We start from the raw sequence: 22,230 nt of genomic DNA, 5'->3' as shown, positions 1-22,230 counted from the left end.
CGCTCAGCCGGCCTGGGCCGCCGCGAACGGAACGAAGGCGGCCCAGGCGGAGGGGTGGAGGCCGAGGGGGGTGAGGGTGGTGTCCTTGGAGTCACGGACGTGGATGGTGCTGGGGGATGCGGCGACCTCTATGCAGTTGTCGCCCTGAGTGCCGCTGTACGTGGACTTGCGCCAGGCCAGGCCGACTTCAACGCAGCTGTCACCTTGATCCGTGCTGTGGCTGGACTTGAACCACGCCGGTTCGGTGATGCTCATAACGCTCCTCTGATCCGCTCCAACAGGCCCACGGATTCCAGCGGATTGAGGGCCTGTGCGCGGAGTGTCGCATACCGGCGGTGCAGAACGGCGGCCTCTTTTCCGTCGGCAATGAGACGTCCGGTCTCCTGCCCCTCCGCGTAGGCGAGATGCCGCCCATCCGGGGTCTCCAGCAGCGCCAGCGGACCGTCCAACCCCGCGTGCGCCTGGCATTCGAGGGGCATGACCTGGATCTCCACGTTCCGGAGTTGGGCGCACGCGAGCATGTGGTCCAGAAGTCCCCGCGAAACCCCGCTGTCGCCCAGCCGCCGCCGGAGGATGTGCTCGTCCACGACGAAGCTGAACGAGGTGTTGGGCCGCTCTCGCAGCATGCTCTGTCGCCCCAGCCGCGCAGCGACCTGAGCTTCCAACTGCTCGTCCGAGAGCGGCGGAATGCTGTTGCTGAACACCGCCCGTGCGTACCCCTCCGACTGCAACATCCCCGGCACCAAGCGGCACTCATACGTCGCGAGGTACACCGCCTCCCGCTCCAGCCTCGCCCACGTCCTGAACCAAGCCGCCAACCCCGGCTGTCGGCTCATGTGCCGGAACGCCCCCCGAACCGCCCCCGTCGTCCCCGTCGCCCCCTCCGCCAGCTCCACGAACCGCTGGTCCGCCAACCGGCGCCCCAACTCAATGGAGGCGACCGAGTGCTTGGACAGATGGACGCGCGCCCCGAACTCCTCCCGGCTCAACCCGGCGTGCTCCCGCAGCGCCTGCACCACCGCACCGAACGCCTTCATACTGTCCGACGACTCGGGCTCACCACCCGGCCCCGGTGACGCCCACTCAACACCGTGCACCATCAACCCAGAGTGACCGGACGCTCACCGTACTGTCCATCGAACGCCACGTACTCTCCTCTCCGTACGCGGGCGGCCTTCAGTCCTCGTCCTCCTCGGGCAGCTCGAACACGAAGTACACGCTCAGGCACAGCGGCTCGTCCTCGCCGTGGAGGTGGTCCCACGAGACGTCGATGACGCGAACGTCGTGCTCGCCGACCCAGGTCTGCGCCCGGGAGAAGACCTGCGCGGCGCTCGTCCCGAGGAAGAGTTTCCTGGCCATCGGGTGCACCTGGCTGTCCTCCTCCGAGTCGTCGAAGCCCTTCGGGACGTCCAGACAGAGGGAGGGGTCGAGCATCACGGCACCGTCCTTGACGATCGAGGTGGCCACACGCCCGGGGGGATCTCCCTGAGCGTGCCACTGGGAAGGACGCCGTGCGGCGAGGAAGGTTGACTGCCCGCGCGCAGGGTCGCGGCAATCCGCTCGCGCTCCCCTCTTGCGTGCGCGACCGACGAGCCCTCATCATCAGGAATCCTGATGGTTTAACTTTGCAGTGATGGGGACTCGCCGTGCCACTCAAGTCACAGATGCAGGCCAGAGGCGTCCAGTTGCTCTTCGGCCGGATGATGAGCCGCGTGCACGAGGACCTGCGCTTCACCGACATCCCGAAGCGCACGGAGACCATCGAGGTGGAGACCGGCGCCGGGACGGTGATCTGCACCGTCTACCGCCCGCCCGCGGCGACCCCCCAACCCGCCCCGGTGTACGTGAACTTCCACGGCGGCGGTTTCGTGGTCGCCCGCCCCGAGCAGGACGACCACCTGTGCCGCTACATAGCCGCCACGGCGGGCTGCGTGGTGATCAACGTGGACTACGGCGTCGCACCGCAGCACCCCTACCCCGCACCCGTCGTCCAGGCGTACGACGTCACCGCCTGGGTGGCCGGGAACGGCGCCGCCCACGACTGGGACGGCTCGCGGCTCGCCGTGGGCGGGCACAGCGCCGGGGGCAACCTGACCGCCGCGGTCTGTCGCACGGCCCGCGACCGCGGCACCTTCACGCCCCGCCTGCAGATCATCGACTCGGCGCCGCTCGACCAGCTCGCCGACCCGGCCACCAAGCGGTCACCCATCGACAAGCCCCTGCTCGCTCCGGGGCTCATGCGGATCTTCACCGCCGCCTACGTCCCGGACCCCGCCGACCTGACGCATCCGCTGGTGTCGCCCGGCCTGGCCGACGACCTGGCCGGGCTGCCGCCCGCGCTGGTCATCACCGCGGAGCACGACCGCCTGCGCGACGAGGGCGACGCCTACGCCAAGGCCCTGGAAGCCGCGGGCGTCCCGGTCACCCACCGCTGCTTCGAGGGCGTCGACCACTACTTCACGCACACCGGCCCGGTGGAGGCCGGGAAGGAGGCCATCGACCTGATGGCCACCACCCTGCGCACGGCCCTCAGCGCCTGACCCGGCTGATCGAGCCGCTGGACCGAGCCGCTGAGCCGCTGGACCGAGCCACGTCACCCGGCCCGGTCACTCGCCCGGTCACTCGCCCAGCGACTCGAACCGCCAGCGGTGCACCGCCCGGCTGACCAGCTCGGCCCCGGGCTCAGGCAGTTCCGGCAGCTCGGCGTCGTAGTCCGCGTCCCACCAGGTGATGACGAGCACCCGGTCCTGCGGCGCCCGGAGGGTCTCGCGCCGCAGCGGCCGTACGGGGAGCCGCTGGTCCCGGGCCCAGGCGAGGAGGTCCTCGCCCCGGCCGGGAACCGCACGGGCCTCCCACATCAGGGCGACGGTCACGAGTACAGGTTCTCCTTGCTGACCTCGTGGACGTGGTCGTGCGTGTGGGAGGCGCCCGGCACGTGCGGGTCGGTGACGGGGAGGGAGGAGTCGGCGGACAGGTCCCAGTCGGAGGCGGCGCGGTTGCGCGCGACCATCTCCGCGCCGAGCGCGGCCACCATCGCGCCGTTGTCCGTGCACAGCTTGGGGCGCGGCACCCGCAACCGGATACCGGCCGCCTCGCAGCGCTCCTGGGCGAGCGCCCGCAGCCGGGAGTTGGCGGCGACACCCCCGCCGATCATCAGATGGTCGACGCCCTCGTCCTTGCAGGCGCGTACGGCCTTGCGGGTGAGGACGTCCACGACCGCCTCCTGGAAGGAGGCCGCCACGTCCCGCACCGGCACCTCCTCACCGGCCGCCCGCTTCGCCTCGATCCAGCGGGCCACGGCCGTCTTCAGACCGGAGAAGGAGAAGTCGTAGATGGGGTCGCGGGGCCCGGTGAGCCCGCGGGGGAAGGCGATCGCGTCCGGGTCGCCCTCCTTGGCGTAGCGGTCGATGACCGGCCCGCCCGGGAACCCGAGGTTCAGCACGCGGGCGATCTTGTCGAATGCCTCGCCGGCCGCGTCGTCGATGGTCGAGCCCATCGGCCGTACGTCCGCCGTGATGTCCGTCGACAGCAGCAGCGACGAGTGGCCGCCGCTGACGAGCAGCGCCATCGTCGGCTCGGGCAGCGCCCCGTGCTCGAGCTGGTCCACACAGATGTGGGACGCCAGGTGGTTGACGCCGTAGAGCGGCTTGCCGAGCGCGTACGCGTACGCCTTCGCCGCCGAGACGCCGACGAGCAACGCGCCCGCGAGTCCGGGACCGGCGGTGACGGCGATGCCGTCGAGGTCCCGGGCGCTGACGCCCGCCTCCTTCAGCGCGCGGTCGATGGTCGGGACCATCGCCTCCAGGTGGGCGCGGGAGGCCACCTCGGGCACGACGCCGCCGAAGCGGGCGTGCTCGTCGACACTCGACGCGATCGCGTCCGCGAGGAGGGTGTGGCCGCGGACGATGCCCACACCGGTCTCGTCGCAGGAGGTCTCGATCCCCAGGACGAGGGGTTCGTCAGCCATTGATCTCGGTTCCTTGTACGGATGTGGAGGGGTCGTTGAGGCGCATGACGAGGGCGTCGACGTTCCCCGGCTGGTAGTAGCCGCGGCGGAAGCCGATCGCCTCGAAGCCGAAGCGCTCGTACAGCTTCTGGGCGCGGACGTTGTCGACCCGGCATTCGAGCATCACCTGGGCGCACTCGAACGCGGTCGCGGCCCGCAGCAGCTCGGTGAGGAGCAGCGCGCCGAGGCCGGTGCCCCAGTGGTCGCGCGCGACGGCGATGGTCTGGACGTCGGCGACGTCACCGGCGGCCGCGAGGCCCCCGTACCCGACGATCCGCCCGTCCTCCGGGGACTCGGCCACGACGTACCGCCGGGTCGCCTCCGGCCCGCGCGCGTGGGCCAGGTCCGACCAGAACATGCCGCGGGACCAGGCGTCCTCGGGGAAGAGGTCCTTCTCCAGCTCCAGGACGGGCTCGATGTCCCACCAGCGCATCTCGCGCAGCACCGCGGTCGTCACTTGGGGGTGACCACCTTGTAGTTCTTGGGCACCTGGGCGTCCGGCCGGCGCAGGTACAGCGGCCGCGGTGCCTGGAGTTCCGCGCCCGCGGCCAGCCGCTCCGCCGCGAGGGACGCGAGCGCGGCCGCCGTCACGTGCTCGGGGGCGCGGACGTCGGGGAACGTGTCGGGGTAGAGCAGGGCGCCCGCGCCGACGGCCGGCAGTCCCGCCACGGCCTCGGCGATCTCGGCGGGCCGGTCGACGGCCGGGTCCGTCACGCGGGTGCGCGGGTCCGCGTACCGCGCCCAGTACACCTCCTTGCGCCGGGCGTCGGTGGCCACCACGAACGGTCCCTCGACGTCGGCCGCGTACGCGAGCGCGTCGAGGGTGCACAGGCCGTGGACGGGGACCCCGAGGGCGAGGCCGAAGGTGTCGGCGGTCATCAGGCCGACGCGGAGCCCGGTGTAGGGGCCGGGCCCGGTGCCCACGACGATCGCGGTGACGGCGTCGAGGCGGGTGCCCGCCTCGGCGAGGACCCGGTCGACGGCGGGCAGCAGCAGTTCCCCATGGCGACGGGCGTCCACCTGGCTCGACGCGGCGACGACATCCGTCCCGTCGTGCAGCGCGACGGTGACGGCGGGGGTGGCGGTATCCAGAGCGAGCAAGAGCACGCAAACAGCCTACGGCGCTTCGGCCCGGGCCACGGCCGACCCGGTGCACCGTCCCTCTGCTGCTACCGTCACAGCACAGACGTACATCAAGGGCGTACGTGCGTACGAGAGGTGGGCGCAGAAGGTGGCCAGCAGCAGCTCGGGATTCGTGGCCGGGCTCACGGCGGCGGCGATCGCCGCAGTCGGTTTCCTCACCTACCAGGCGTCGGCCAGCGTGCCGGACGACCTCGGCAAGCCGTCCGCCTCCGAGACGCCGACGGCCAAGAAGTCCAAGGCGCCGGCCGGTCAGGACAAGGAGAAGGACGACCTCGTCCCCGAGAACTCGGGCACCGGCGAGCGCGTCGTGTACTCCCTCGACGAGGACCGCGTCTGGCTGGTCGGCGCGAACGAGAAGGTCACCCGGACCTTCGAGGTCACGCCCAGCGCGGTGGACCCCTCCCCCGCCACCTACACGGTCACGTCCCGCTCCGCCGCCGTCACCGGCTCCGACGGCACCCCCATCGAGCACGTCGTGCGCTTCGCCTCGGTCGACGGCGTCGTGATCGGTTTCAGCGCGGCGGTGGACGGCTCCACCCCCCGGCCCGACCCCGCCGTCAAGACGGGCGGCATCCGCGAGTCCCGCAAGGACGGCAAGGCGATGTGGCAGTTCGCCGGCATCGGCACGAAGGTGGTCGTGGTCGAGTAGGGGCCTGCCGAGGCAAGGGGGCACCCACAAGGGGCGCGGGGAACTGCGCGACAAGCCCCCGCCCGCGGCCGCGACACGGCCCAGGACATCCCTCCCGGCGCGCGAGCTCTACGCAGCCCGAGGGTGCCGCCCCTCCACCGCCCGCCGTTGCTCCCCCCGAACCGGCGGAGCGGCCGGCGTGGACACCGCCTTCGCCGCCGCACAGCTTGCCAGCAGGTCCCGCATCGACACCCCGGCCGCCCCGGAGACCGCCCCGGAGGCCACTCCGGACGGCCGCCGATCCCGTCGCTCCGAACCCTGCATGGACGCCTCCCGGTGCCACCGGCGAACCAAGTTAGGTAGACCTAACCAAGGACTGGTTACCATGTGACCACGCGGGAAGCGTCAAAGCAACATTTTGCCGACACCTTGTCGGAACCGACGCGGGAAGCGGCCCACCGGCGGCGGAGCCGCCCACTCGGGCGCGGCCCGCCGCCGTACGGTCCCGCTCGGGCGGGGGCCTCAGGCCGACAGCACGCCCAGCTCGACGGAGGCCCACCGCTGCCCGAGCCCGGTGACGGTCACGTGCCGCACCTCGTCGGTGGTGTCACCGACCGCCCGGTGGATGACGACATGGAGCCGGTCGTCGGTCAGCTCCTCGACCTTGCCCTCGCCCCACTCCACCACGATCACCGAGTCCGGCAGCGAGACGTCGAGATCGAGGTCCTCCATCTCGTCGAGCCCGCCGGCCAGGCGGTACGCGTCGACGTGGACGAGCGGCGGCCCCTCCCCCAGCGAGGGATGCACGCGCGCGATGACGAACGTCGGCGAGGTGACGGCTCCGCGCACCCCGAGCCCTTCCCCGAGCCCCCGGGTCAGGGTCGTCTTCCCGGCGCCCAGCTCGCCGTTGAGCATGACGAGATCGCCCGGACGCAGCAGTTTGGCGAGCCGGCGGCCCAGCTCCAGCATCTGCTCGGGAGACTGCACGACCGCCTCGAAGGACGTCACGGCCGACGAGGACGACGAAGGTGAGGAGGTCGACGAGGACGACGAGGGCGACGAGGGGACGGCCCCGGGCTCACCCGGGGCGTACCGTGCTGCTGGCGCTTCCATAACCACTTACGGTAGCCCCCGTCGGCACGGCACCCGCCCGGGTGAGCAGGTCGGCGAGCCGGTCGGTGACCACCTCGGGGTGCTCCAGCATCACCAGGTGCCCGGCGTCCGGCACGAGCACCAGCTCCGCGTCCGGCAGCAGATCGGAGATCGCCTCGCTGTGCTCGCTCGGCGTGACGAGGTCCTTGACCCCGGCCAGCACGAGCACCGGCAGCTCGGCGAAGGCCGAGAGCGCCTCCGTCTTGTCGTGCTCGGTGAACGCCGGGTAGAACTCGGCGACCACGTCGATCGGCGTCCCCTCGATCATCCGTTCGGCGAACCGGGCGACCGCCGGGTCCACGTCCCGCGACGCGAACGAGTACCGCTTGATGATCCCGGCGAACAGGTCGGCGGTCGCCCGCCGCCCCCGTTCCACCAGCGCGGCCTGCTGCCCGAGCGCCCTGAGCACCCCCGGGAGCACCCGCCGCACCGCGTTGACGCCCGCGACGGGCAGCCCGAAGTTGACCTCGCCGAGCCGCCCCGACGACGTACCGACCAGGGCGACGGCGACGACCCGCTCGCGGATCAGCTCGGGGTAGTGGGCGGCGAGCGCCATGACGGTCATCCCGCCCATGGAGTGCCCGACGAGCACCACGGGCCCCTCGGGCACGGCCGCGTCGATCACGGCCTTGAGGTCCCGCCCCAGCTGGTCGATGGTGACCGGCTTGCCGTCGGGCGCCTGGCCCCGCCCGGAGCGGCCGTGGCTGCGCTGGTCCCAGTGCACGGTCCGTACGACACCGCGCAGCGCGGCCCGCTGGAAGTGCCAGGAGTCCTGGTTGAGGCAGTAGCCGTGGCTGAAGACCACGGTGACGGGGGCCGGTGACTTGCGGCCGAAGAGGCGGCGCCTGCGGGGCGCGAGACCGGCCTCGGGCTCGATGTCGTCGACCTCGTAGTACAGCTCGGTGCCGTCGTCCGCGTGCGCCTTGCCGGGGGTGCCGCGCAGTGTCCCGTACGGGCCCGTGGAGTCGAGCGCGAGCCGGGCCTTCCTGCGCATGCCGCGGCCCACGGTGAGCCGCTCTATGGCGACACCGGCGGCCGCGCCCGCGGCGACCACACCTATCGCCGCCCCCGCGACGCCCGCCCGGCGCCAGGTCCCGCCGGCGGCGGACGCGGCTGTGGCGGCCGCGCTCGCGACGGCCTCCACGGCCTCCGCGCTGCTCTCGCTCACTTCCCGCTCCTCTTCACCGGCCCTCGGGCCCCGGGGCCTTGCCGCTCCGCACACCCGTACGGAGTTTCCCGTCTCGTCCGACTTTCACCTGACAGCGGTGTACGCGCGCCTGCTCGTGGCGGACTCGCGCCGCCGACGCGGACGCGTTCACACTTGCCCGGCCGCCCATGTGCTCACCCGTTCGTGGGTACGGGATTCCTCACACCTGCTCACCCGTGTCGACGTAGACGCGCGGGACGCGGGTTCCGATGCGGGTCACGATCTCGTACGCGATGGTCCCGGCCGCCTTCGCCCAGTCCTCGGCGGTCGGTTCGCCGGCGTCGCCGGCACCGAACAGCACCACCTCGTCACCGGCGACGGGTTCGTCCCCGCCGAGGTCGACCACGAACTGGTCCATCGCGACCCGGCCCGCGACCGTCCGCCACTTCCCGCCGACGAGCACGGGCCCGGTGCCGGAGGCGTGCCGGGGGACGCCGTCCGCGTAGCCGACGGGGACGAGGCCGAGGGTCGTGGCGCCCGGGGTGACGTAGTGGTGCCCGTAGCTGACGCCGTGGCCCCCGGGCACGTGCTTGACCAGGGCGAGCGAGGCACTGAGCCGCATCACGGGACGCAGCCCGAGGTCGGCCGAACTGCCCAGCTCCGGGCTGGGCGAGATGCCGTAGACGGCGATGCCCGCCCGGACGAGGTCGAAGTGGCTCTCCGGGAGGGTGAGCGTGGCGGGCGAGTTGGCGATGTGCCGCACCTCGGGCCGCACGCCCCGGTCCTCCGCGTACGTCACCATCTCGCGGAAGAGGCCGAGCTGCGCGGCGACGGACGGGTGCCCCGGCTCGTCGGCGCACGCCAGGTGCGACCAGATCCCGGTGACGGCGACGAGCCCCTCGGCCTCGGCGGCCAGCGCCTCGGCTACCAGCTCCGCCCAGTCCTCCGGCTGGCAGCCGTTCCGCCCGAGCCCCGTGTCGGCCTTGAGCTGCACCCGCGCGCGTGCGCCCGCCGCGCGGGCGGCGTCGGTGACCTCCCGCAGCGCCCACAGCCCGCTGACCGACACGTCGAGGTCGGCCTCGATCGCCTCCCGCCACGGCCCGCCGGGCGCCCACAGCCAGCACATGATGCGGCCCGGCAGCCCCGCCGCGCGCAACGCCAGCGCCTCCTCGGGCGTGGCCGTACCCAGCCAGGCGGCCCCCGCCTCGACCGCCGCCCGCGCACACCGCACCGCCCCGTGGCCGTACGCGTCCGACTTGACGACGGCCATCAGGGCGGCACCCGGCGCCAGCGCGCGCAAGGTCCGCACGTTGGCCCGCAGGGCGTCCAGATCGATCTCGGCGCGGGCCCGCAGGGGCGCGGTCCGCGAAGGCACTGTCTCACTCATGTCAGCCCCAGTGTCTCAGAGCCCGGGGCCACCCCCACGGCACCCCGTGGACGGGGGCTCACTTGCCCGCCCGCCGCCCCCACACGAACACCCGGTCCTTGGTCTTCAGCACCCCCCACAGGGTCCGCGCGTCCGCCAGCCGCAGGTTCACACACCCCATGGAGCCGATCTCCGTGTAGATGGACCCGTACACGGCGTGGAACGCCTGCCCGCCGCTGAAGAACTGCGCGTACGGCATCGGTTGGTGATACAGCGTCGACCAGTGGTTCTTGTGCTTCCAGTACACCGTGTGCCAGCCCGCCCGGGTCGGGTACTGCCGCCGCCCGCTGCGCATCGGCACCGGTCCGAACACCACCTTCTTGCCCTTCTGCACCCAGGTCAGCTGCCGCGTCAGGTCCACGCACGCCACCCGGTACGTGCGCACCGGGCACTTCCCCGCCGCGTTGGGGTTCTTGCGGGCCGAGAGGTACTGCATCCGCGCCCAGGTCACCGGCCCGGCGAAGCCGATGGCCGGCTTGATGCCCTCCTTGATCTGGAACGCGCGGATGGCGAGACAGTCGGCCCTCGACTGCTTCGCGTTCGCGTTCTTCAGCTTGAGCCACCGCTCGACCTGCTTCTGGTACGGGCCCGTGGCCGTCGTGCAGGTGACCTTCGCGTCGGCGACCGCCTCGGCCTCGCTGAGCGGCACGTACTCGATGAGGTCGTACGTCCCGGCCGCGGCGCTGCGCGGCTCCACCGCCTCCTCCAGGGCGCTCGGCCGGTACACGCGCGGTGGCAGCACCTGGTCGGGTGTGTCGAGGTGCCAGGGCTGGTGGGGGCCGGGCGGCACGCCGGGGACGAGTTGCTCGTCGGCGGGCGCGGGTGGTGGCACCTCGGCCAGGGCGCTGTCCAGGGGCAGGACGCCCACCAGGGCGAGGAACACGGCGACACACCGAAGGGTCGTGCGCCGGTTCCCGCGCGCGCGGCGGGCGACGTGGTGGGGCGTGGTTTGTCCGCTCGTCATGTGGTCAGCCATACGTGCCGCTCACCAGCGCGGGAGTGCGCCGCGCGCGCCGGGTCACCCGAATATCGCGCGCCGGGTCACCCGATGTGAGGGCTCACCCCGAAGCCGATCGTCACGTACAGTCACAGACGGCACACATTATGTCGCGTTCGAGGGCACCACCGGACACCACCGGACACCACAGGGGTTGATATGTGCGGAATCGTGGGATACGTCGGATCACAGTCCGCGCTCGACGTGGTCCTGGCCGGACTGAAGCGGCTGGAGTACCGGGGGTACGACTCGGCGGGCGTGGCGGTGCCGGCCGACGGGGGCCTGGCCGCCGCCAAGAAGGCGGGGAAGCTGGTGAACCTGGAGAAGGAGCTGGTCGGCCGTCCGCTGCCCAGCGGCTCCACCTGCATCGGCCACACCCGCTGGGCCACCCACGGCGGCCCCACCGACGTCAACGCCCACCCGCACCTGGACAACGCGGGCCGGGTCGCCGTCGTCCACAACGGCATCATCGAGAACTTCGCGACCCTGCGCGCCGAACTGACCGAGCGGGGCCACGAGCTGGCGTCCGAGACGGACACCGAGGTCGTCGCCCATCTGCTCGCCGAGGAGTACTCGTCGTGCGACGACCTCGCGGAGTCGATGAGACTGGTCTGCCGCCGCCTGGAGGGCGCGTTCACCCTGGTCGCGGTGCACGCGGACGCGCCCGACGTGGTCGTGGGCGCCCGCCGCAACTCCCCGCTGGTGGTCGGTGTCGGCGAGGGCGAGGCGTTCCTCGCGTCGGACGTCGCCGCGTTCATCGAGCACACCCGGTCGGCGATCGAGCTGGGCCAGGACCAGGTGGTGGAGCTGCGCCGCGACGGCGTGACGGTGACGACGTTCGACGGCCGCCCCGCCGAGGTCCGCTCGTACCACGTCGACTGGGACGCGTCGGCCGCCGAGAAGGGCGGCTACGACTACTTCATGCTCAAGGAGATCGCCGAGCAGCCGAAGGCGGTCGCCGACACCCTGCTGGGCCGGATCGACACGGCGGGCTCCCTGACCCTGGACGAGGTCCGCATCTCCGACCAGGAACTGCGCGACCTGGAGAAGGTGGTCATCGTCGCGTGCGGTACGGCCTTCCACGCGGGCCTCATCGCCAAGTACGCCATCGAGCACTGGACGCGGGTGCCCTGCGAGGTGGAGCTGGCCAGCGAGTTCCGCTACCGGGACCCCATCCTCGACCACCGCACCCTCGTCGTCGCGATCTCCCAGTCCGGCGAGACCATGGACACGCTGATGGCCGTGCGCCACGCGCGCGAACAGGGCGCCCGGGTCCTCGCCATCTGCAACACCAACGGCTCGACGATCCCCCGCGAGTCGGACGCGGTCCTCTACACCCACGCGGGCCCCGAGGTCGCCGTCGCCTCCACGAAGGCGTTCCTGACCCAGCTGGTCGCCTGCTACCTGGTCGCCCTGTACCTGGGCCAGGTGCGCGGCACCCAGTGGGGCGACGAGATCCGGGCGGTGATCCGCGACCTCTCCCGCATCTCCCGCGCGGTCGAGCGGGTCCTCGAAACGATGGAACCGGTACGGGAGTTGGCGCGCACCCTCGCCGCGAAGGACACGGTGCTGTTCCTCGGCCGCCACGTGGGCTACCCGGTGGCCCTGGAAGGCGCCCTGAAACTGAAGGAACTGGCCTACATGCACGCGGAGGGCTTCGCGGCGGGCGAGCTGAAACACGGCCCGATCGCCCTGATCGAGGAGGACCTCCCGGTGGTCGTCGTGGTCCCCTCCCCCGCGGGCCGCTCCCTCCTCCACGACAAGATCGTCTCCAACATCCAGGAGATCCGCGCGCGGGGCGCCCGCACGATCGTCATCGCCGAGGAGGGCGACGAGACGGTCGCCCCCTACGCCGACCACCTCATCCGCGTCCCCGCGACCCCCACCCTCCTCCAGCCCCTGGTCTCCACGGTCCCCCTCCAGGTCTTCGCCTGCGAACTGGCCACGGCCCGCGGCAACGAGGTGGACCAGCCCCGCAACCTGGCGAAGTCGGTGACGGTGGAATGACCGGACCGGCGCCGCACGGCCGTCGGCGGCCCTGGTCCGATCCGGCCCTCTGCCGGTGTGACGCCCCCTGCCGGGGCGGCGCGCCGTAGGGTGCTGATCATGCCCATCATCGGAGTCGGCATCGACGTCGCCGAGATCGACCGTTTCCGCGCGGCCCTGGAACGGACCCCGTCCATGGCCGAACGCCTCTTCGTGCCCGACGAACTGCTCCTCCCGAGCGGCGAACGCCGGGGCATCGCCTCCCTCGCGGCCCGCTTCGCCGCGAAGGAGGCCCTCGCCAAGGCCCTCGGCGCGCCCTCCGGCCTCCACTGGACCGACGCCGAGGTCTGCGTCGAACCCTCCGGCCAACCCCGCCTCCGGGTGACCGGCACGGTGGCGGACCGCGCGGCCGAACTCGGCGTCAAGTCCTGGCACATCTCGCTCAGCCACGACGCGGGCGTGGCCTCGGCGGTGGTGATCGCCGAGGGCTGAGGCGAGGGCGCGCCATCGCTCGGGGGCGCGGTACGCCGACGGCCGCGGCTTCGTCGTGGTCGTTCGCGCAGTTCCCCGCACCCCTGAGGGACGAACCTGACGGCCCGCTTTCGCGGACGGCACCGCACAAAAGCACGAGCGCCACGGGCAGCACGGGCGGCACGGACGCACGGCTGGCACGGACGCACGGCTGGCAGGGACGCCACGGGCAGCACGAGCAGCACGGACGCACGGCTGGCACGGACGCCACGAGCGGCACGAGCAGCACGGACGCACGGCTGGCACGGACGCCACGAGCGGCACGAGCAGCACGGACGCACGGCTGGCACGGACGCCACGAGCGGCACGAGCAGCACGGACGCACGGCTGGCACGGACGCCACGAGCGGCACGAGCAGCACGGACGCACGGCTGGCACGGACGCCACGAGCGGCACGAGCAGCACGGACGCACGGCTGGCACGGACGCCACGAGCGGCACGAGCAGCACGGACGCACGGCTGGCACGGACGCCACGAGCGGCACGAGCAGCACGGACGCACGGCTGGCACGGACGCCACGAGCGGCACGAGCAGCACGGACGCACGGCTGGCACGGACGCCACGAGCGGCACGAGCAGCACGGACGCACGGCTGGCACGGACGCCACGAGCGGCACGAGCAGCACGGACGCACGGCTGGCACGGACGCCACGAGCGGCACGAGCAGCACGGACGCACGGCTGGCACGGACGCCACGAGCGGCACGAGCAGCACGGACGCACGGCTGGCACGGACGCCACGAGCGGCACGAGCAGCACGGACGCACGGCTGGCACGGACGCCACGAGCGGCACGAGCAGCACGGACGCACGGCTGGCACGGACGCCACGAGCGGCACGAGCAGCACGGACGCACGGCTGGCACGGACGCCACGAGCGGCACGAGCAGCACGGACGCACGGCTGGCACGGACGCCACGAGCGGCACGAGCAGCACGGACGCACGGCTGGCACGGACGCCACGAGCGGCACGAGCGCCACGGGCAGCGCGGACGCCACGGGCAGCGTGGACGCCACGGGCAGCGTGGACGCCACGGGCAGCGTGGACGCCACGGGCAGCGTGGACGCCACGGGCAGCGTGGGCGGGAAAAGCACGGGGCGTAGCCCCGGCCGCTTTTCAGGGGCGCGGGGAACTGCGCGAACAACCCCCACCCACCCGCACCCGCCGACACACCCCGCGGCCCCGAGCCACCAGGTGCCCACCCCCACCTCTCTCACCACGCACCGACCACCCCGAGGCTCACCCCTCCCCCCGGCCGAAAGAGAAGGGCACACTCGACCCCATGCGCTCAGCCCACCGCGTAGAAACCGTCCGCTCAGCCGAACGCACCCTCATGGCCCGACTCCCCGCCGGCGCCCTGATGCAGCGCGCCGCCGCCGGCCTCGCCGCCGCCTGCGCGGACGCCCTCGGCCGGGTCTACGGCAGCCGCGTCGTCCTCCTCACCGGCAGCGGGGACAACGGCGGCGACACCCTGTACGCCGGCGCCCGCCTCGCCAGGCGCGGCGCGGGCGTGACGGCCGTACTCCTCACCCCGGACCACACCCACCCGGACGCACTCAGGGCCCTCCTGCGCGCCGGCGGCACCACCACCACGGCGGACTCCGCCACGGACGCCATCGCCCGCGCCGACCTCGTCCTGGACGGCATCGTCGGCATCGGCGGCAAGGGCGGCCTGCGCCCCGAGGCCGCCCGCCTCGCCGGACTCGTCGCCGCCTCCCGCGCCACGGTCGTCGCCGTGGACCTCCCGAGCGGCATCGAACCGGACACCGGAGAGATCCACGGCACCGCCCTCCGCGCCGACCTCACCGTCACCTTCGGCACGCACAAGCCGGGCCTGCTCATCGACCCGGCCCGCGCGTACGCCGGCTCCGTGCGCCTCGTCGACATCGGGCTGGCGAGCACCCTCCCGGGCACCCCGGACCTGGAGTCCCTCCAGCACGCCGACCTGGCCGCGCTCCTCCCCCGCCCGGCCGCGGAGAGCGACAAGTACCGCCGGGGGGTCGTGGGCATCGCCGCCGGTTCGGCCCGCTACCCGGGGGCCGCGGTCCTCGCGGTCGCCGGCGCCCTGCGCTCCGGGGCCGGCGCCGTCCGCTACGTGGGCCCGGCCGCCGACGCCGTCCTCGCCCGCTTCCCGGAGACCCTCGTGTCGGACAGCGGCCCGAGGAAGGCCGGCCGGGTCCAGGCGTGGGTGACCGGCCCCGGCGCGGGCGACGACGCGGCCCCGGTCGCCGAGGCGCTCTCCACCGACGTCCCCGTCCTGCTGGACGCCGACGGCCTGCGCCTCGCGGACCCGGCCGCCGTACGGGCCCGTAGCGCCCCCACCGTCATGACCCCGCACGCGGGCGAGGCCGCGGCGCTGCTGGGCGTGGCCCGCGAGGAGGTCGAGTCGGCCCGGCTGACCGCCGTGCGCGAGCTGGCCCGCCGCTACGCCGCCACGGTGCTCCTGAAGGGCTCGACCACCCTGGTCGCCGGCCCCGACGACGCCACCCCGGTCCGGGTGAACCCCACCGGCACCCCGTGGCTGGCCACCGCCGGCAGCGGCGACGTCCTCTCCGGTCTCACCGGCTCCCTGCTGGCCGCGGGCCTCGCGCCCCTGGACGCGGCGAGCGCGGCGGCGTACCTCCACGGCCTGGCGGGCCGCTACGCCGCGAACGGCGCCCCCGCAGCCGCACAGGACGTCGCGGACGCCATCCCGGCGGCCTGGCGGGACATCAGGGGCTGACGGTCACCCCCGTCTCGCCGTCACCCCGTCCCACCGCGACCGACGGCGAGGCGGGGGCCGTCACTCCCCCTCCTCGATCCGGTCGAGGGCGTCCCGCACCATGCCCAGGTACTCGACCTCCTCGCACCGCGGCTTGCTCCCCATCCGGTACATGTCCATGGCGTCGTCGAGGCACTCGCCCAGATCCTCGTCCGGCAGGTCGTCCGCCAGCTCACTGCAGACCTGCCCGGCGAACTCCTGGTCAGCGCGCGTAGACCATACGGAAGCCACCCGATCGCCCCTCAGGTAAGTCGGGAGGCGGCTCCCTCCCGAGTGCCGGGGACGGTAGTCCCCCGCACACCCGGGGTCCATACCTTCACCACAGTTCACCCACAGTGAGGAACCGGTCCGCTACCGTGCCGCGGCCGAGGGTGACGGACCCCACCCCGCCGCCCCGTTCGAACTCCGTTAACAATGGACTGTGATCTCACCGGTCTCCTCGTTGCCGCGGAGCGCCCACCGGCCCAGGCCGGAGGCGACTCCCTACGTCGACCTCACCCGAACCGAGTGGAGCGCGCTGCGTGACAAGACGCCGCTGCCACTGACCGCCGAGGAGGTCGAGAAGCTGCGTGGCCTGGGCGACGTCATCGACCTCGACGAGGTACGGGACATCTACCTGCCGCTGTCCCGGCTCCTCAACCTCTACGTGGGCGCCACCGACGGCCTGCGCGGCGCCCTCAACACGTTCCTCGGCGAGCAGGGCTCCCAGTCGGGCACCCCGTTCGTCATAGGCGTCGCGGGCTCCGTGGCCGTCGGCAAGTCCACCGTCGCCCGTCTCCTCCAGGCCCTCCTCGCCCGCTGGCCGGAGCACCCGCGCGTGGAGCGGGTCACCACGGACGGCTTCCTGCTCCCGATGAAGGACCTCCGCGATCGCGGCCTGGTCTCCCGCAAGGGCTTCCCCGAGTCGTACGACCGCCGTACGCTCACCCGCTTCGTCGCCGACATCAAGGCCGGCAAGGACGAGGTGACGGCCCCGGTCTACTCCCACCTCATCTACGACATCGTCCCGGACCGGCGGCTCACGGTCCGCCGCCCCGACATCCTCATCGTCGAGGGCCTCAACGTCCTCCAGCCCGCACTCCCCGGCAAGGACGGGCGCACCCGCGTCGGTCTCGCGGACTACTTCGACTTCAGCGTGTACGTCGACGCCCACCCCGACGACGTCGAGCGCTGGTACCTCAACCGGTTCCGGAAGCTGCGGGAGACCGCGTTCCAGGACCCGTCCTCGTACTTCCGCACGTACACCCAGGTCTCCGAGGAGGAGGCCCTCGACTACGCCCGCACCCAGTGGCGCACCATCAACAAGCCCAACCTGATCGAGAACATCGCGCCCACCCGGGGCCGCGCCACCCTGATCATCCGCAAGGGCTCCGACCACAAGGTGAAGCGCCTCAGCCTCCGCAAGCTGTGAGAACCGGCGGCCCGCCCGCACCCTCGCGGGCGGGCCGTCCAACGGGTGCTGTTAGAAAGGCACCATGCTGCATCTGCGCCTGATCACCCCGGCCGAGCGGACCGACGAGGTGGTGCGCCTGATCGAGACGACGATCGGCACCACCCATCTCGTCGTGATGCCGGGCGCGGCCCTCAACCCCTCCGGCGACGTCGTCATGTGCGACGTCGCGCGCGAGGCGGGCGACGAACTGATCGGCGCGCTGCGCGAGCTGCACCTGGACAGGACCGGCTCGATCGCCGTCGAGAACATCGACCTGTCGCTCTCCCGGCGCGCCGACAAGGCCGAGAAAGAGGCACCGGGCGAGGGCGCCGACGCCGTGCTGTGGGAGCACCTGGCGGACGCGACCCACGAGGAGTCGACGCTCTCCATCACCTACGTCGCCTTCATCACCCTCGCCACGATGATCGCCGCGTGCGGTGTCGTCCTCGACAACGCGATCCTGATCGTCGGCGCGATGGCCGTCGGCCCCGAGTTCGGCCCCCTGGCCGGCCTGAGCACGGCCCTGGTGCAGCGGCGCCCGCGGCTGGCACTGCGCTCCCTGATCGCCCTGCTCGTGGGCTTCGCGGTGGCGATGGCGGTGACGGTCGGCTTCAGTCTCTTCATGGACGGGCTCGGCTACTTCTCCGAGGCCAAGCTGGAGGCGGACCGCCCCAGCACCGCCTTCGTCTACGCCCCCGACGCGTTCTCGTTCATCGTGGCCGTCCTCGCCGGGATCGCGGGCACGCTCTCCCTGACGTCGGCGAAGTCGGGCGCCCTGGTGGGCGTCGCCATCTCCGTCACCACGGTCCCGGCGGCCGCCAACGCGGCGGTGGCCCTGGCCTACGGCGACACGAGGCAGACGGTGGGCTCGACGAACCAGCTGCTGCTCAACCTCGCGGGCATCCTCCTGGCGGCCACGCTCACCCTGATCCTCCAGAAGTGGCTCTGGGCGAGGCAGCGCTCCGTGACGAAGGACGCCCGATGACTCCGGGCGGCTCCGGGGGCCACCGGTCGGGGGCGCGGGGCGGTGCAGGGATGCGGCTTTGCCGCGGGGGCGCGACAAGCCACGGCGACCCCGCGCCCGCCGACCGCAGAACCCGGGCCCAGGCCCCGGCCCCCGGGCCCTGTTCCCGGAACCGGCGCCCTACCCCAGCGCCGACTTCACCGCGTCAGCAAGCCGCCCGGCGACGGACCGCGCCTGCTCGATGTCGGCGGCCTCCACCATCACCCGCACCAGCGGCTCCGTGCCCGACGGGCGCAGCAGCACCCGCCCGGTCGACCCCAGCTCCCGCTCGGCGTCGGCGACGGCGGCGGTCAGCTCCGCGGAGGTCCCCACCCGCGTCCGGTCCACGTCCGGCACGTTGATGAGCACCTGCGGCAGCCGCTCCATGACCCCCGCGAGGTCCTTCAGCGTCCGCCCGGTCCGCGCGATCCGCGCCGCCAGCAGCAGCCCGGTCAGCGTGCCGTCCCCGGTGGTCGCGTGGTCGAGGACGATGACGTGCCCGGACTGCTCGCCACCGAGGGCGTAGCCGTGCTCCTTCATCTCCTCCAGCACGTAACGGTCGCCGACCGCGGTCTGGACGAGCCGCAGCCCCTCCCGCTCCAGCGCCAGCTTGAAGCCGAGGTTGGACATGACGGTGGCGACGACGGTGTCCGAGCGGAGTGCCCCCCGCTCCCGCATGTCCAGGGCGAGCACGGCGAGGATCTGGTCCCCGTCGACCTCGTTGCCCTCGTGGTCGACGGCCAGGCACCGGTCGGCGTCCCCGTCGTGCGCGATGCCGAGGTGCGCGCCGTGCTCGACGACGGCGGCACGCAGCTTCCCGAGGTGCGTGGACCCGCACCCGTCGTTGATGTTGAGCCCGTCCGGCTCGGCCCCGATCGTGACGACCTCGGCCCCGGCCCGGGTGAACGCCTCCGGGGAGACCCCGGCGGCCGCGCCGTGCGCCTCGTCGAGGACGATCCGCAGCCCGTCCAGCCGGTTCGGCAGCACGGCCAGCAGGTGTTCGACGTACCGCCCGAACCCTTCGTCGTACGAACGGACACGGCCGACACCGGCACCCGTCGGCCGGTCCCAGGGGGCCCCGGTGCGGTGCTCCTCGTACACGGCCTCGATCTTGTCCTCCAGCTCGTCGGCGAGCTTGTGCCCGCCGCGGGCGAAGAACTTGATGCCGTTGTCGGGCATGGCGTTGTGGCTGGCGGAGAGCATCACGCCGAGGTCGGCGCCCAGCTCGCCGGTGAGGAACGCCACCGCCGGGGTGGGCAGCACACCGACGCGCAGCACGTCGACGCCCGCGCTGGCGAGGCCGGCCACGACGGCCGCCTCCAGGAACTCCCCGGACGCTCGCGGATCCCGCCCGACCACCGCCACCGGCTTGTGGCCTTCGAACGTGCCCGCCTCGGCGAGTACGTGTGCCGCCGCCACGGAGAGTCCGAGCGCGAGCTCGGCCGTCAGATCCGCGTTGGCGACACCGCGCACGCCGTCCGTGCCGAAGAGTCGTCCCACTGTGGTGTCCTCCGAATTGCTCAGAATGTGCGGCTCGTACCAGGTGGTCCCGTACCGGGCGTCCCCCACCGGTTGTCCCCCGAGTGTCCCGGCACCCCCCGGGCCAAGTACATCCCCTGAGACTGTCCTCCCCCGTTCGGGGTTGTACCGGCAGTCTGCGCGGAGTCGTGCGGGAACAGAAGCGGCTCTGCTACGCAAACCGCCCCGGCGGCACAGGTACGTGCCACCGGGGCGTTGCGTGCGGTGCAGCGAGCGGTGTTTAGCGCTTGCTGTACTGCGGAGCCTTGCGGGCCTTCTTCAGACCGGCCTTCTTGCGCTCGACCGCGCGGTCGTCGCGGCGGAGGAAGCCGGCCTTCTTGAGGGCGCCACGGTTGTTGTCGACGTCGGCCTCGTTCAGGGCGCGGGCGACACCGAGACGGAGCGCACCGGCCTGGCCGGAGACGCCGCCACCGGCGATGCGGGCGATGACGTCGTAGCGGCCCTCGAGCTCGAGAACCTTGAACGGCTCGTTGACCTCCTGCTGGTGGACCTTGTTCGGGAAGTAGTCCTCGAGCGTGCGCCCGTTGATCTTCCACTTGCCCGTGCCCGGCACGATGCGGACGCGCGCGATGGCGTTCTTGCGGCGGCCCAGGCCGGCGGCCGGCTGGGGCTCGCCGAAGCGGGAGGCCATGGACTCGGTGGTGTACTCGCCCTCGACGGGGACGTCCGACTCCGTGGTGTAGCTGTCGATGTCAAGCTCTTCGAGCGGCTGCTCGGCAGTGGTCTCGGCCACGATTCTCCTCAGATTCTCTTCAGGCTTAGGGGGCGGCCGGACTTACTGCGCGACCTGGGTGATCTCGAACGGCACCGGCTGCTGGGCAGCGTGCGGGTGCTGGTCGCCCGAGTAGACCTTCAGCTTGGAGAGCATCTGACGGCCCAGGGAGTTCTTGGGAAGCATGCCCTTGACGGCCTTCTCGACGGCCTTCTCGGGGTTCTTCTCCAGCAGCTCGTCGTAACGGACGGAGCGCAGACCACCCGGGTAGCCGGAGTGGCGGTAGGCCATCTTCTGGGTCCGCTTGTTGCCGGACAGGTGCACCTTGTCCGCGTTGATGATGATGACGAAGTCACCAGTGTCGACGTGGGGCGCGTAGATCGGCTTGTGCTTGCCGCGGAGCAGGGTCGCGGCGGTGGTGGCGAGACGACCCAGGACAACGTCCTGAGCGTCGATGACGTGCCACTGACGCGTCACATCGCCGGGCTTGGGGCTGTACGTACGCACGGTTCGTAGCCTTCGCTTCTTCAGTGAGGTTCCTGACAAGGTCACCGAAGACGATCACGACAGCCCTGACCGCACAGCGGTGACGCAAACCGCGTGCTGGTCGCTGGTCATCGGCCCGGTGGACCGGTGTAAGGGCGTCTCACGTGAGAATGAGCAAGCCAATACACATAACGAACCCGAAGAATAGCCGTGCCGCCCCGGACGGGTCAAAACGGCCCCGGCACACGGCCCCACCGCGCCGCGCGGACGATCGTCCCGACCACCCATGGTTGGCGGCATTTGCCCCCGCCCGCCAGATCACGCTAGGGGCTCAACTCCCCCTGGACACTGACCATCACCCCCCTTCCCCCGTCTAAAATGCGCCCCATGAGCTTTGGGCAGGGGGGGTCCCAGTGGAGCCCCGGGGGTTCCCACAATCCGTGGGGCGATCAGTGGGGTTCCTCTAACCAGACCCCGGACTGGGCCGCGCTGGCCGAGCAGTCCGAAACACGCAACAGGCGCCGCAGACTGCTGATGATCGTCGGCGGCGCGATAGCCACCGTCGGGATCGGCGCCGCCGTGGCCGTCGCCGTCGTGAACGCCGACGGCGGAGGGGGCACGAACACCACGGCGAACCAGCCGGGCGATCTGCCGGGCACCGCGGACATCCCGAGCGCGAGCACGAAGACGGACCCGTCGTTCGAGCCCACGACCGCGCCGCCGCCGCTGGACCCGAAGGAGTTCATCTCCAGCTCGGGCAAGGACAAGGCGCCGATCAGCCCGGACATCCTGTTCCCGGGGTCCCAGCTGACCATGGGCGACAACGTCTACCGCAAGGGCCCGACCGCCGACACCAAGGACTGCGCCTCGGCCGTCCAGGGCACCCTCGACAAGGTCCTGAACGACAACGACTGCACCCGCTTCCTGCGTGTCACGTACTTCAAGGGCGAGGTCGCCGTCACGGCCGGCGTCGCCCTCTTCGACACCAAGGCCAAGGCCAGTGACGCCAAGGCGGACGCGGACAAGAAGAGCGTGATCACCTCGCTCTCCGGCGAAGGCGTGCCCGCCTTCTGCCGCACCACGATCTGCTACACGTCCACGAACTCCTACGGCCGCTACGCCTACTTCACCGTGGCCGGCTACACCGACGGCAGGGACGTGACGGAGAAGGACAAGGCCGTCTTCGCCGCCGGCGAGGACCTGGCCGAGTTCACCTTCCGCCAGATCCACCGCCGCGGCGAGGCCCAGGCGTCCGCCGCGGCCAACGGCCAGTAGGGGCCCGCC

Annotated in this window: 24 protein-coding genes; 8 read left to right on the top strand and 16 right to left on the bottom strand. The window is 72.3% G+C overall.

Going from position 1 to position 22,230, the window contains the following annotated elements; translation table 11 throughout:
- Positions 1–3 precede the first annotated feature (3 nt).
- From GSY65_RS22720 to GSY65_RS22710, 3 genes are all read right to left on the bottom strand, one after another.
- Complete coding sequence (locus tag GSY65_RS22720) at positions 4–255, bottom strand: DUF397 domain-containing protein (protein WP_159771767.1); 252 nt, start codon at positions 253–255, stop codon at positions 4–6.
- On the bottom strand, positions 252–1,100 hold the full coding sequence (locus GSY65_RS22715; RefSeq protein WP_159771765.1) for a helix-turn-helix domain-containing protein: 849 nt from the start codon (positions 1,098–1,100) through the stop codon (positions 252–254). The genes GSY65_RS22720 and GSY65_RS22715 overlap by 4 nt, the downstream gene beginning before the upstream one ends.
- 76 nt (positions 1,101–1,176) lie before the next feature.
- Positions 1,177–1,467 carry a hypothetical protein gene (locus GSY65_RS22710; RefSeq protein ID WP_236579979.1) on the bottom strand — a complete coding sequence of 97 codons (291 nt, stop codon included), beginning with the start codon at positions 1,465–1,467 and terminating at the stop codon, positions 1,177–1,179.
- 236 nt (positions 1,468–1,703) lie between these two features.
- Between GSY65_RS22710 and GSY65_RS22705 the strand changes: the two genes are divergently transcribed.
- On the top strand, positions 1,704–2,540 hold the full coding sequence (locus GSY65_RS22705; protein ID WP_201452820.1) for an alpha/beta hydrolase: 837 nt from the start codon (positions 1,704–1,706) through the stop codon (positions 2,538–2,540).
- Positions 2,541–2,618: 78 nt separating this feature from the next.
- On the opposite strand, the gene GSY65_RS22700 is transcribed toward GSY65_RS22705, so the two are convergent.
- From GSY65_RS22700 to tsaB, 4 genes are read right to left on the bottom strand one after another with little or no spacing between them, the layout of a single operon-like run.
- Complete coding sequence (locus GSY65_RS22700; RefSeq protein ID WP_159771762.1) at positions 2,619–2,873, bottom strand: hypothetical protein; 255 nt, start codon at positions 2,871–2,873, stop codon at positions 2,619–2,621.
- Complete coding sequence (tsaD, locus tag GSY65_RS22695; RefSeq protein ID WP_159771759.1) at positions 2,870–3,967, bottom strand: tRNA (adenosine(37)-N6)-threonylcarbamoyltransferase complex transferase subunit TsaD; 1,098 nt, start codon at positions 3,965–3,967, stop codon at positions 2,870–2,872. Before tsaD ends, GSY65_RS22700 begins: the two co-directional genes overlap by 4 nt.
- The gene (rimI, locus tag GSY65_RS22690; protein WP_185093908.1) at positions 3,960–4,439 is read right to left on the bottom strand and encodes a ribosomal protein S18-alanine N-acetyltransferase; all 480 of its coding nucleotides are present in this window, start codon (positions 4,437–4,439) and stop codon (positions 3,960–3,962) included. The genes tsaD and rimI overlap by 8 nt, the downstream gene beginning before the upstream one ends.
- A 20-nt stretch (positions 4,440–4,459) precedes the next feature.
- A complete protein-coding gene (gene tsaB / locus GSY65_RS22685; RefSeq protein WP_159771756.1) occupies positions 4,460–5,113 on the bottom strand; it encodes a tRNA (adenosine(37)-N6)-threonylcarbamoyltransferase complex dimerization subunit type 1 TsaB in 654 nt (217 codons plus the stop codon).
- A 124-nt stretch (positions 5,114–5,237) separates the two neighbouring features.
- Here tsaB and GSY65_RS22680 point away from each other — a divergent pair, with 124 nt between their 5' ends.
- Entirely contained in the window at positions 5,238–5,798 is a 561-nt protein-coding gene (locus tag GSY65_RS22680; RefSeq protein ID WP_201452631.1) for a hypothetical protein, read from the top strand.
- A gap of 108 nt (positions 5,799–5,906) precedes the next feature.
- Here GSY65_RS22680 and GSY65_RS34755 read toward each other — a convergent pair whose 3' ends face one another.
- From GSY65_RS34755 to GSY65_RS22660, 5 genes are all read right to left on the bottom strand, one after another.
- Positions 5,907–6,101 (bottom strand): hypothetical protein, encoded by a 195-nt coding sequence (locus GSY65_RS34755; protein WP_380966996.1) that lies wholly within the window; start codon positions 6,099–6,101, stop codon positions 5,907–5,909.
- A 198-nt stretch (positions 6,102–6,299) separates the two neighbouring features.
- Positions 6,300–6,890, bottom strand: coding sequence for a tRNA (adenosine(37)-N6)-threonylcarbamoyltransferase complex ATPase subunit type 1 TsaE (gene tsaE / locus GSY65_RS22675; RefSeq protein WP_201452630.1), 591 nt, complete (start codon positions 6,888–6,890; stop codon positions 6,300–6,302).
- Positions 6,856–8,097 carry an alpha/beta fold hydrolase gene (locus tag GSY65_RS22670; RefSeq protein ID WP_159771748.1) on the bottom strand — a complete coding sequence of 414 codons (1,242 nt, stop codon included), beginning with the start codon at positions 8,095–8,097 and terminating at the stop codon, positions 6,856–6,858. Before GSY65_RS22670 ends, tsaE begins: the two co-directional genes overlap by 35 nt.
- Positions 8,098–8,296: 199 nt before the next feature.
- The gene (gene alr / locus GSY65_RS22665) at positions 8,297–9,463 is read right to left on the bottom strand and encodes an alanine racemase (protein ID WP_159771745.1); all 1,167 of its coding nucleotides are present in this window, start codon (positions 9,461–9,463) and stop codon (positions 8,297–8,299) included.
- Between the two features lie 58 nt (positions 9,464–9,521).
- A complete protein-coding gene (locus GSY65_RS22660; protein ID WP_443043303.1) occupies positions 9,522–10,385 on the bottom strand; it encodes a L,D-transpeptidase in 864 nt (287 codons plus the stop codon).
- A 273-nt stretch (positions 10,386–10,658) separates the two neighbouring features.
- On the opposite strand from GSY65_RS22660, the gene glmS reads away from it, so the two are divergent.
- The 3 genes from glmS (at position 10,659) to GSY65_RS22645 (ending at position 15,735) form a co-directional block, all read left to right on the top strand.
- A complete protein-coding gene (gene glmS / locus GSY65_RS22655) occupies positions 10,659–12,506 on the top strand; it encodes a glutamine--fructose-6-phosphate transaminase (isomerizing) (RefSeq protein ID WP_159771739.1) in 1,848 nt (615 codons plus the stop codon).
- Between the two features lie 99 nt (positions 12,507–12,605).
- On the top strand, positions 12,606–12,977 hold the full coding sequence (locus GSY65_RS22650; RefSeq protein WP_159771736.1) for a holo-ACP synthase: 372 nt from the start codon (positions 12,606–12,608) through the stop codon (positions 12,975–12,977).
- A 1,318-nt stretch (positions 12,978–14,295) separates the two neighbouring features.
- A complete protein-coding gene (locus tag GSY65_RS22645; RefSeq protein WP_201452629.1) occupies positions 14,296–15,735 on the top strand; it encodes an NAD(P)H-hydrate dehydratase in 1,440 nt (479 codons plus the stop codon).
- A gap of 60 nt (positions 15,736–15,795) precedes the next feature.
- Here the strand turns inward: GSY65_RS22645 and GSY65_RS22640 are convergent, their stop codons facing one another.
- The gene (locus GSY65_RS22640; RefSeq protein ID WP_159771733.1) at positions 15,796–16,005 is read right to left on the bottom strand and encodes a hypothetical protein; all 210 of its coding nucleotides are present in this window, start codon (positions 16,003–16,005) and stop codon (positions 15,796–15,798) included.
- Between the two features lie 190 nt (positions 16,006–16,195).
- Between GSY65_RS22640 and coaA the strand changes: the two genes are divergently transcribed.
- Positions 16,196–17,185 carry a type I pantothenate kinase gene (gene coaA / locus GSY65_RS22635; protein ID WP_159771730.1) on the top strand — a complete coding sequence of 330 codons (990 nt, stop codon included), beginning with the start codon at positions 16,196–16,198 and terminating at the stop codon, positions 17,183–17,185.
- A 64-nt stretch (positions 17,186–17,249) separates the two neighbouring features.
- Complete coding sequence (locus GSY65_RS22630; RefSeq protein WP_159771727.1) at positions 17,250–18,191, top strand: DUF389 domain-containing protein; 942 nt, start codon at positions 17,250–17,252, stop codon at positions 18,189–18,191.
- A 159-nt stretch (positions 18,192–18,350) separates the two neighbouring features.
- Here the strand turns inward: GSY65_RS22630 and glmM are convergent, their stop codons facing one another.
- The 3 genes from glmM to rplM all read right to left on the bottom strand — a co-directional run bounded on the left by glmM (position 18,351) and on the right by rplM (position 20,967).
- Positions 18,351–19,709 (bottom strand): phosphoglucosamine mutase, encoded by a 1,359-nt coding sequence (glmM, locus tag GSY65_RS22625; protein WP_159771724.1) that lies wholly within the window; start codon positions 19,707–19,709, stop codon positions 18,351–18,353.
- Positions 19,710–19,968: 259 nt separating this feature from the next.
- Entirely contained in the window at positions 19,969–20,481 is a 513-nt protein-coding gene (gene rpsI, locus GSY65_RS22620; protein WP_055517251.1) for a 30S ribosomal protein S9, read from the bottom strand.
- 42 nt (positions 20,482–20,523) lie between these two features.
- A complete protein-coding gene (rplM, locus tag GSY65_RS22615) occupies positions 20,524–20,967 on the bottom strand; it encodes a 50S ribosomal protein L13 (protein WP_099969698.1) in 444 nt (147 codons plus the stop codon).
- 366 nt (positions 20,968–21,333) lie between these two features.
- On the opposite strand from rplM, the gene GSY65_RS22610 reads away from it, so the two are divergent.
- Entirely contained in the window at positions 21,334–22,221 is an 888-nt protein-coding gene (locus tag GSY65_RS22610; RefSeq protein WP_159771721.1) for a hypothetical protein, read from the top strand.
- Positions 22,222–22,230: the final 9 nt, after the last annotated feature.

Origin of the sequence: Streptomyces sp. HM190, from assembly GCF_009857135.1 — a bacterium.
Lineage (GTDB): Bacteria > Actinomycetota > Actinomycetes > Streptomycetales > Streptomycetaceae > Streptomyces > Streptomyces heilongjiangensis.
Note: the sequence above shows the minus strand (reverse complement) of the source record. Positions and strands in the feature narration are given on the sequence as shown.

Coding starts and splice junctions, on each gene's coding strand:
- GSY65_RS22720 (WP_159771767.1), bottom strand. CDS start 255: ATGAGCATCACCGAACCGGCGTGGTTCAAGTCCAGCCACAGCACGGAT.
- GSY65_RS22715 (WP_159771765.1), bottom strand. CDS start 1,100: ATGGTGCACGGTGTTGAGTGGGCGTCACCGGGGCCGGGTGGTGAGCCC.
- GSY65_RS22705 (WP_201452820.1), top strand. CDS start 1,704: ATGAGCCGCGTGCACGAGGACCTGCGCTTCACCGACATCCCGAAGCGC.
- tsaD (WP_159771759.1), bottom strand. CDS start 3,967: ATGGCTGACGAACCCCTCGTCCTGGGGATCGAGACCTCCTGCGACGAG.
- rimI (WP_185093908.1), bottom strand. CDS start 4,439: ATGCGCTGGTGGGACATCGAGCCCGTCCTGGAGCTGGAGAAGGACCTC.
- GSY65_RS34755 (WP_380966996.1), bottom strand. CDS start 6,101: ATGCAGGGTTCGGAGCGACGGGATCGGCGGCCGTCCGGAGTGGCCTCC.
- tsaE (WP_201452630.1), bottom strand. CDS start 6,890: ATGGAAGCGCCAGCAGCACGGTACGCCCCGGGTGAGCCCGGGGCCGTC.
- alr (WP_159771745.1), bottom strand. CDS start 9,463: ATGAGTGAGACAGTGCCTTCGCGGACCGCGCCCCTGCGGGCCCGCGCC.
- glmS (WP_159771739.1), top strand. CDS start 10,659: ATGTGCGGAATCGTGGGATACGTCGGATCACAGTCCGCGCTCGACGTG.
- GSY65_RS22650 (WP_159771736.1), top strand. CDS start 12,606: ATGCCCATCATCGGAGTCGGCATCGACGTCGCCGAGATCGACCGTTTC.
- GSY65_RS22645 (WP_201452629.1), top strand. CDS start 14,296: ATGCGCTCAGCCCACCGCGTAGAAACCGTCCGCTCAGCCGAACGCACC.
- GSY65_RS22630 (WP_159771727.1), top strand. CDS start 17,250: ATGCTGCATCTGCGCCTGATCACCCCGGCCGAGCGGACCGACGAGGTG.
- GSY65_RS22610 (WP_159771721.1), top strand. CDS start 21,334: ATGAGCTTTGGGCAGGGGGGGTCCCAGTGGAGCCCCGGGGGTTCCCAC.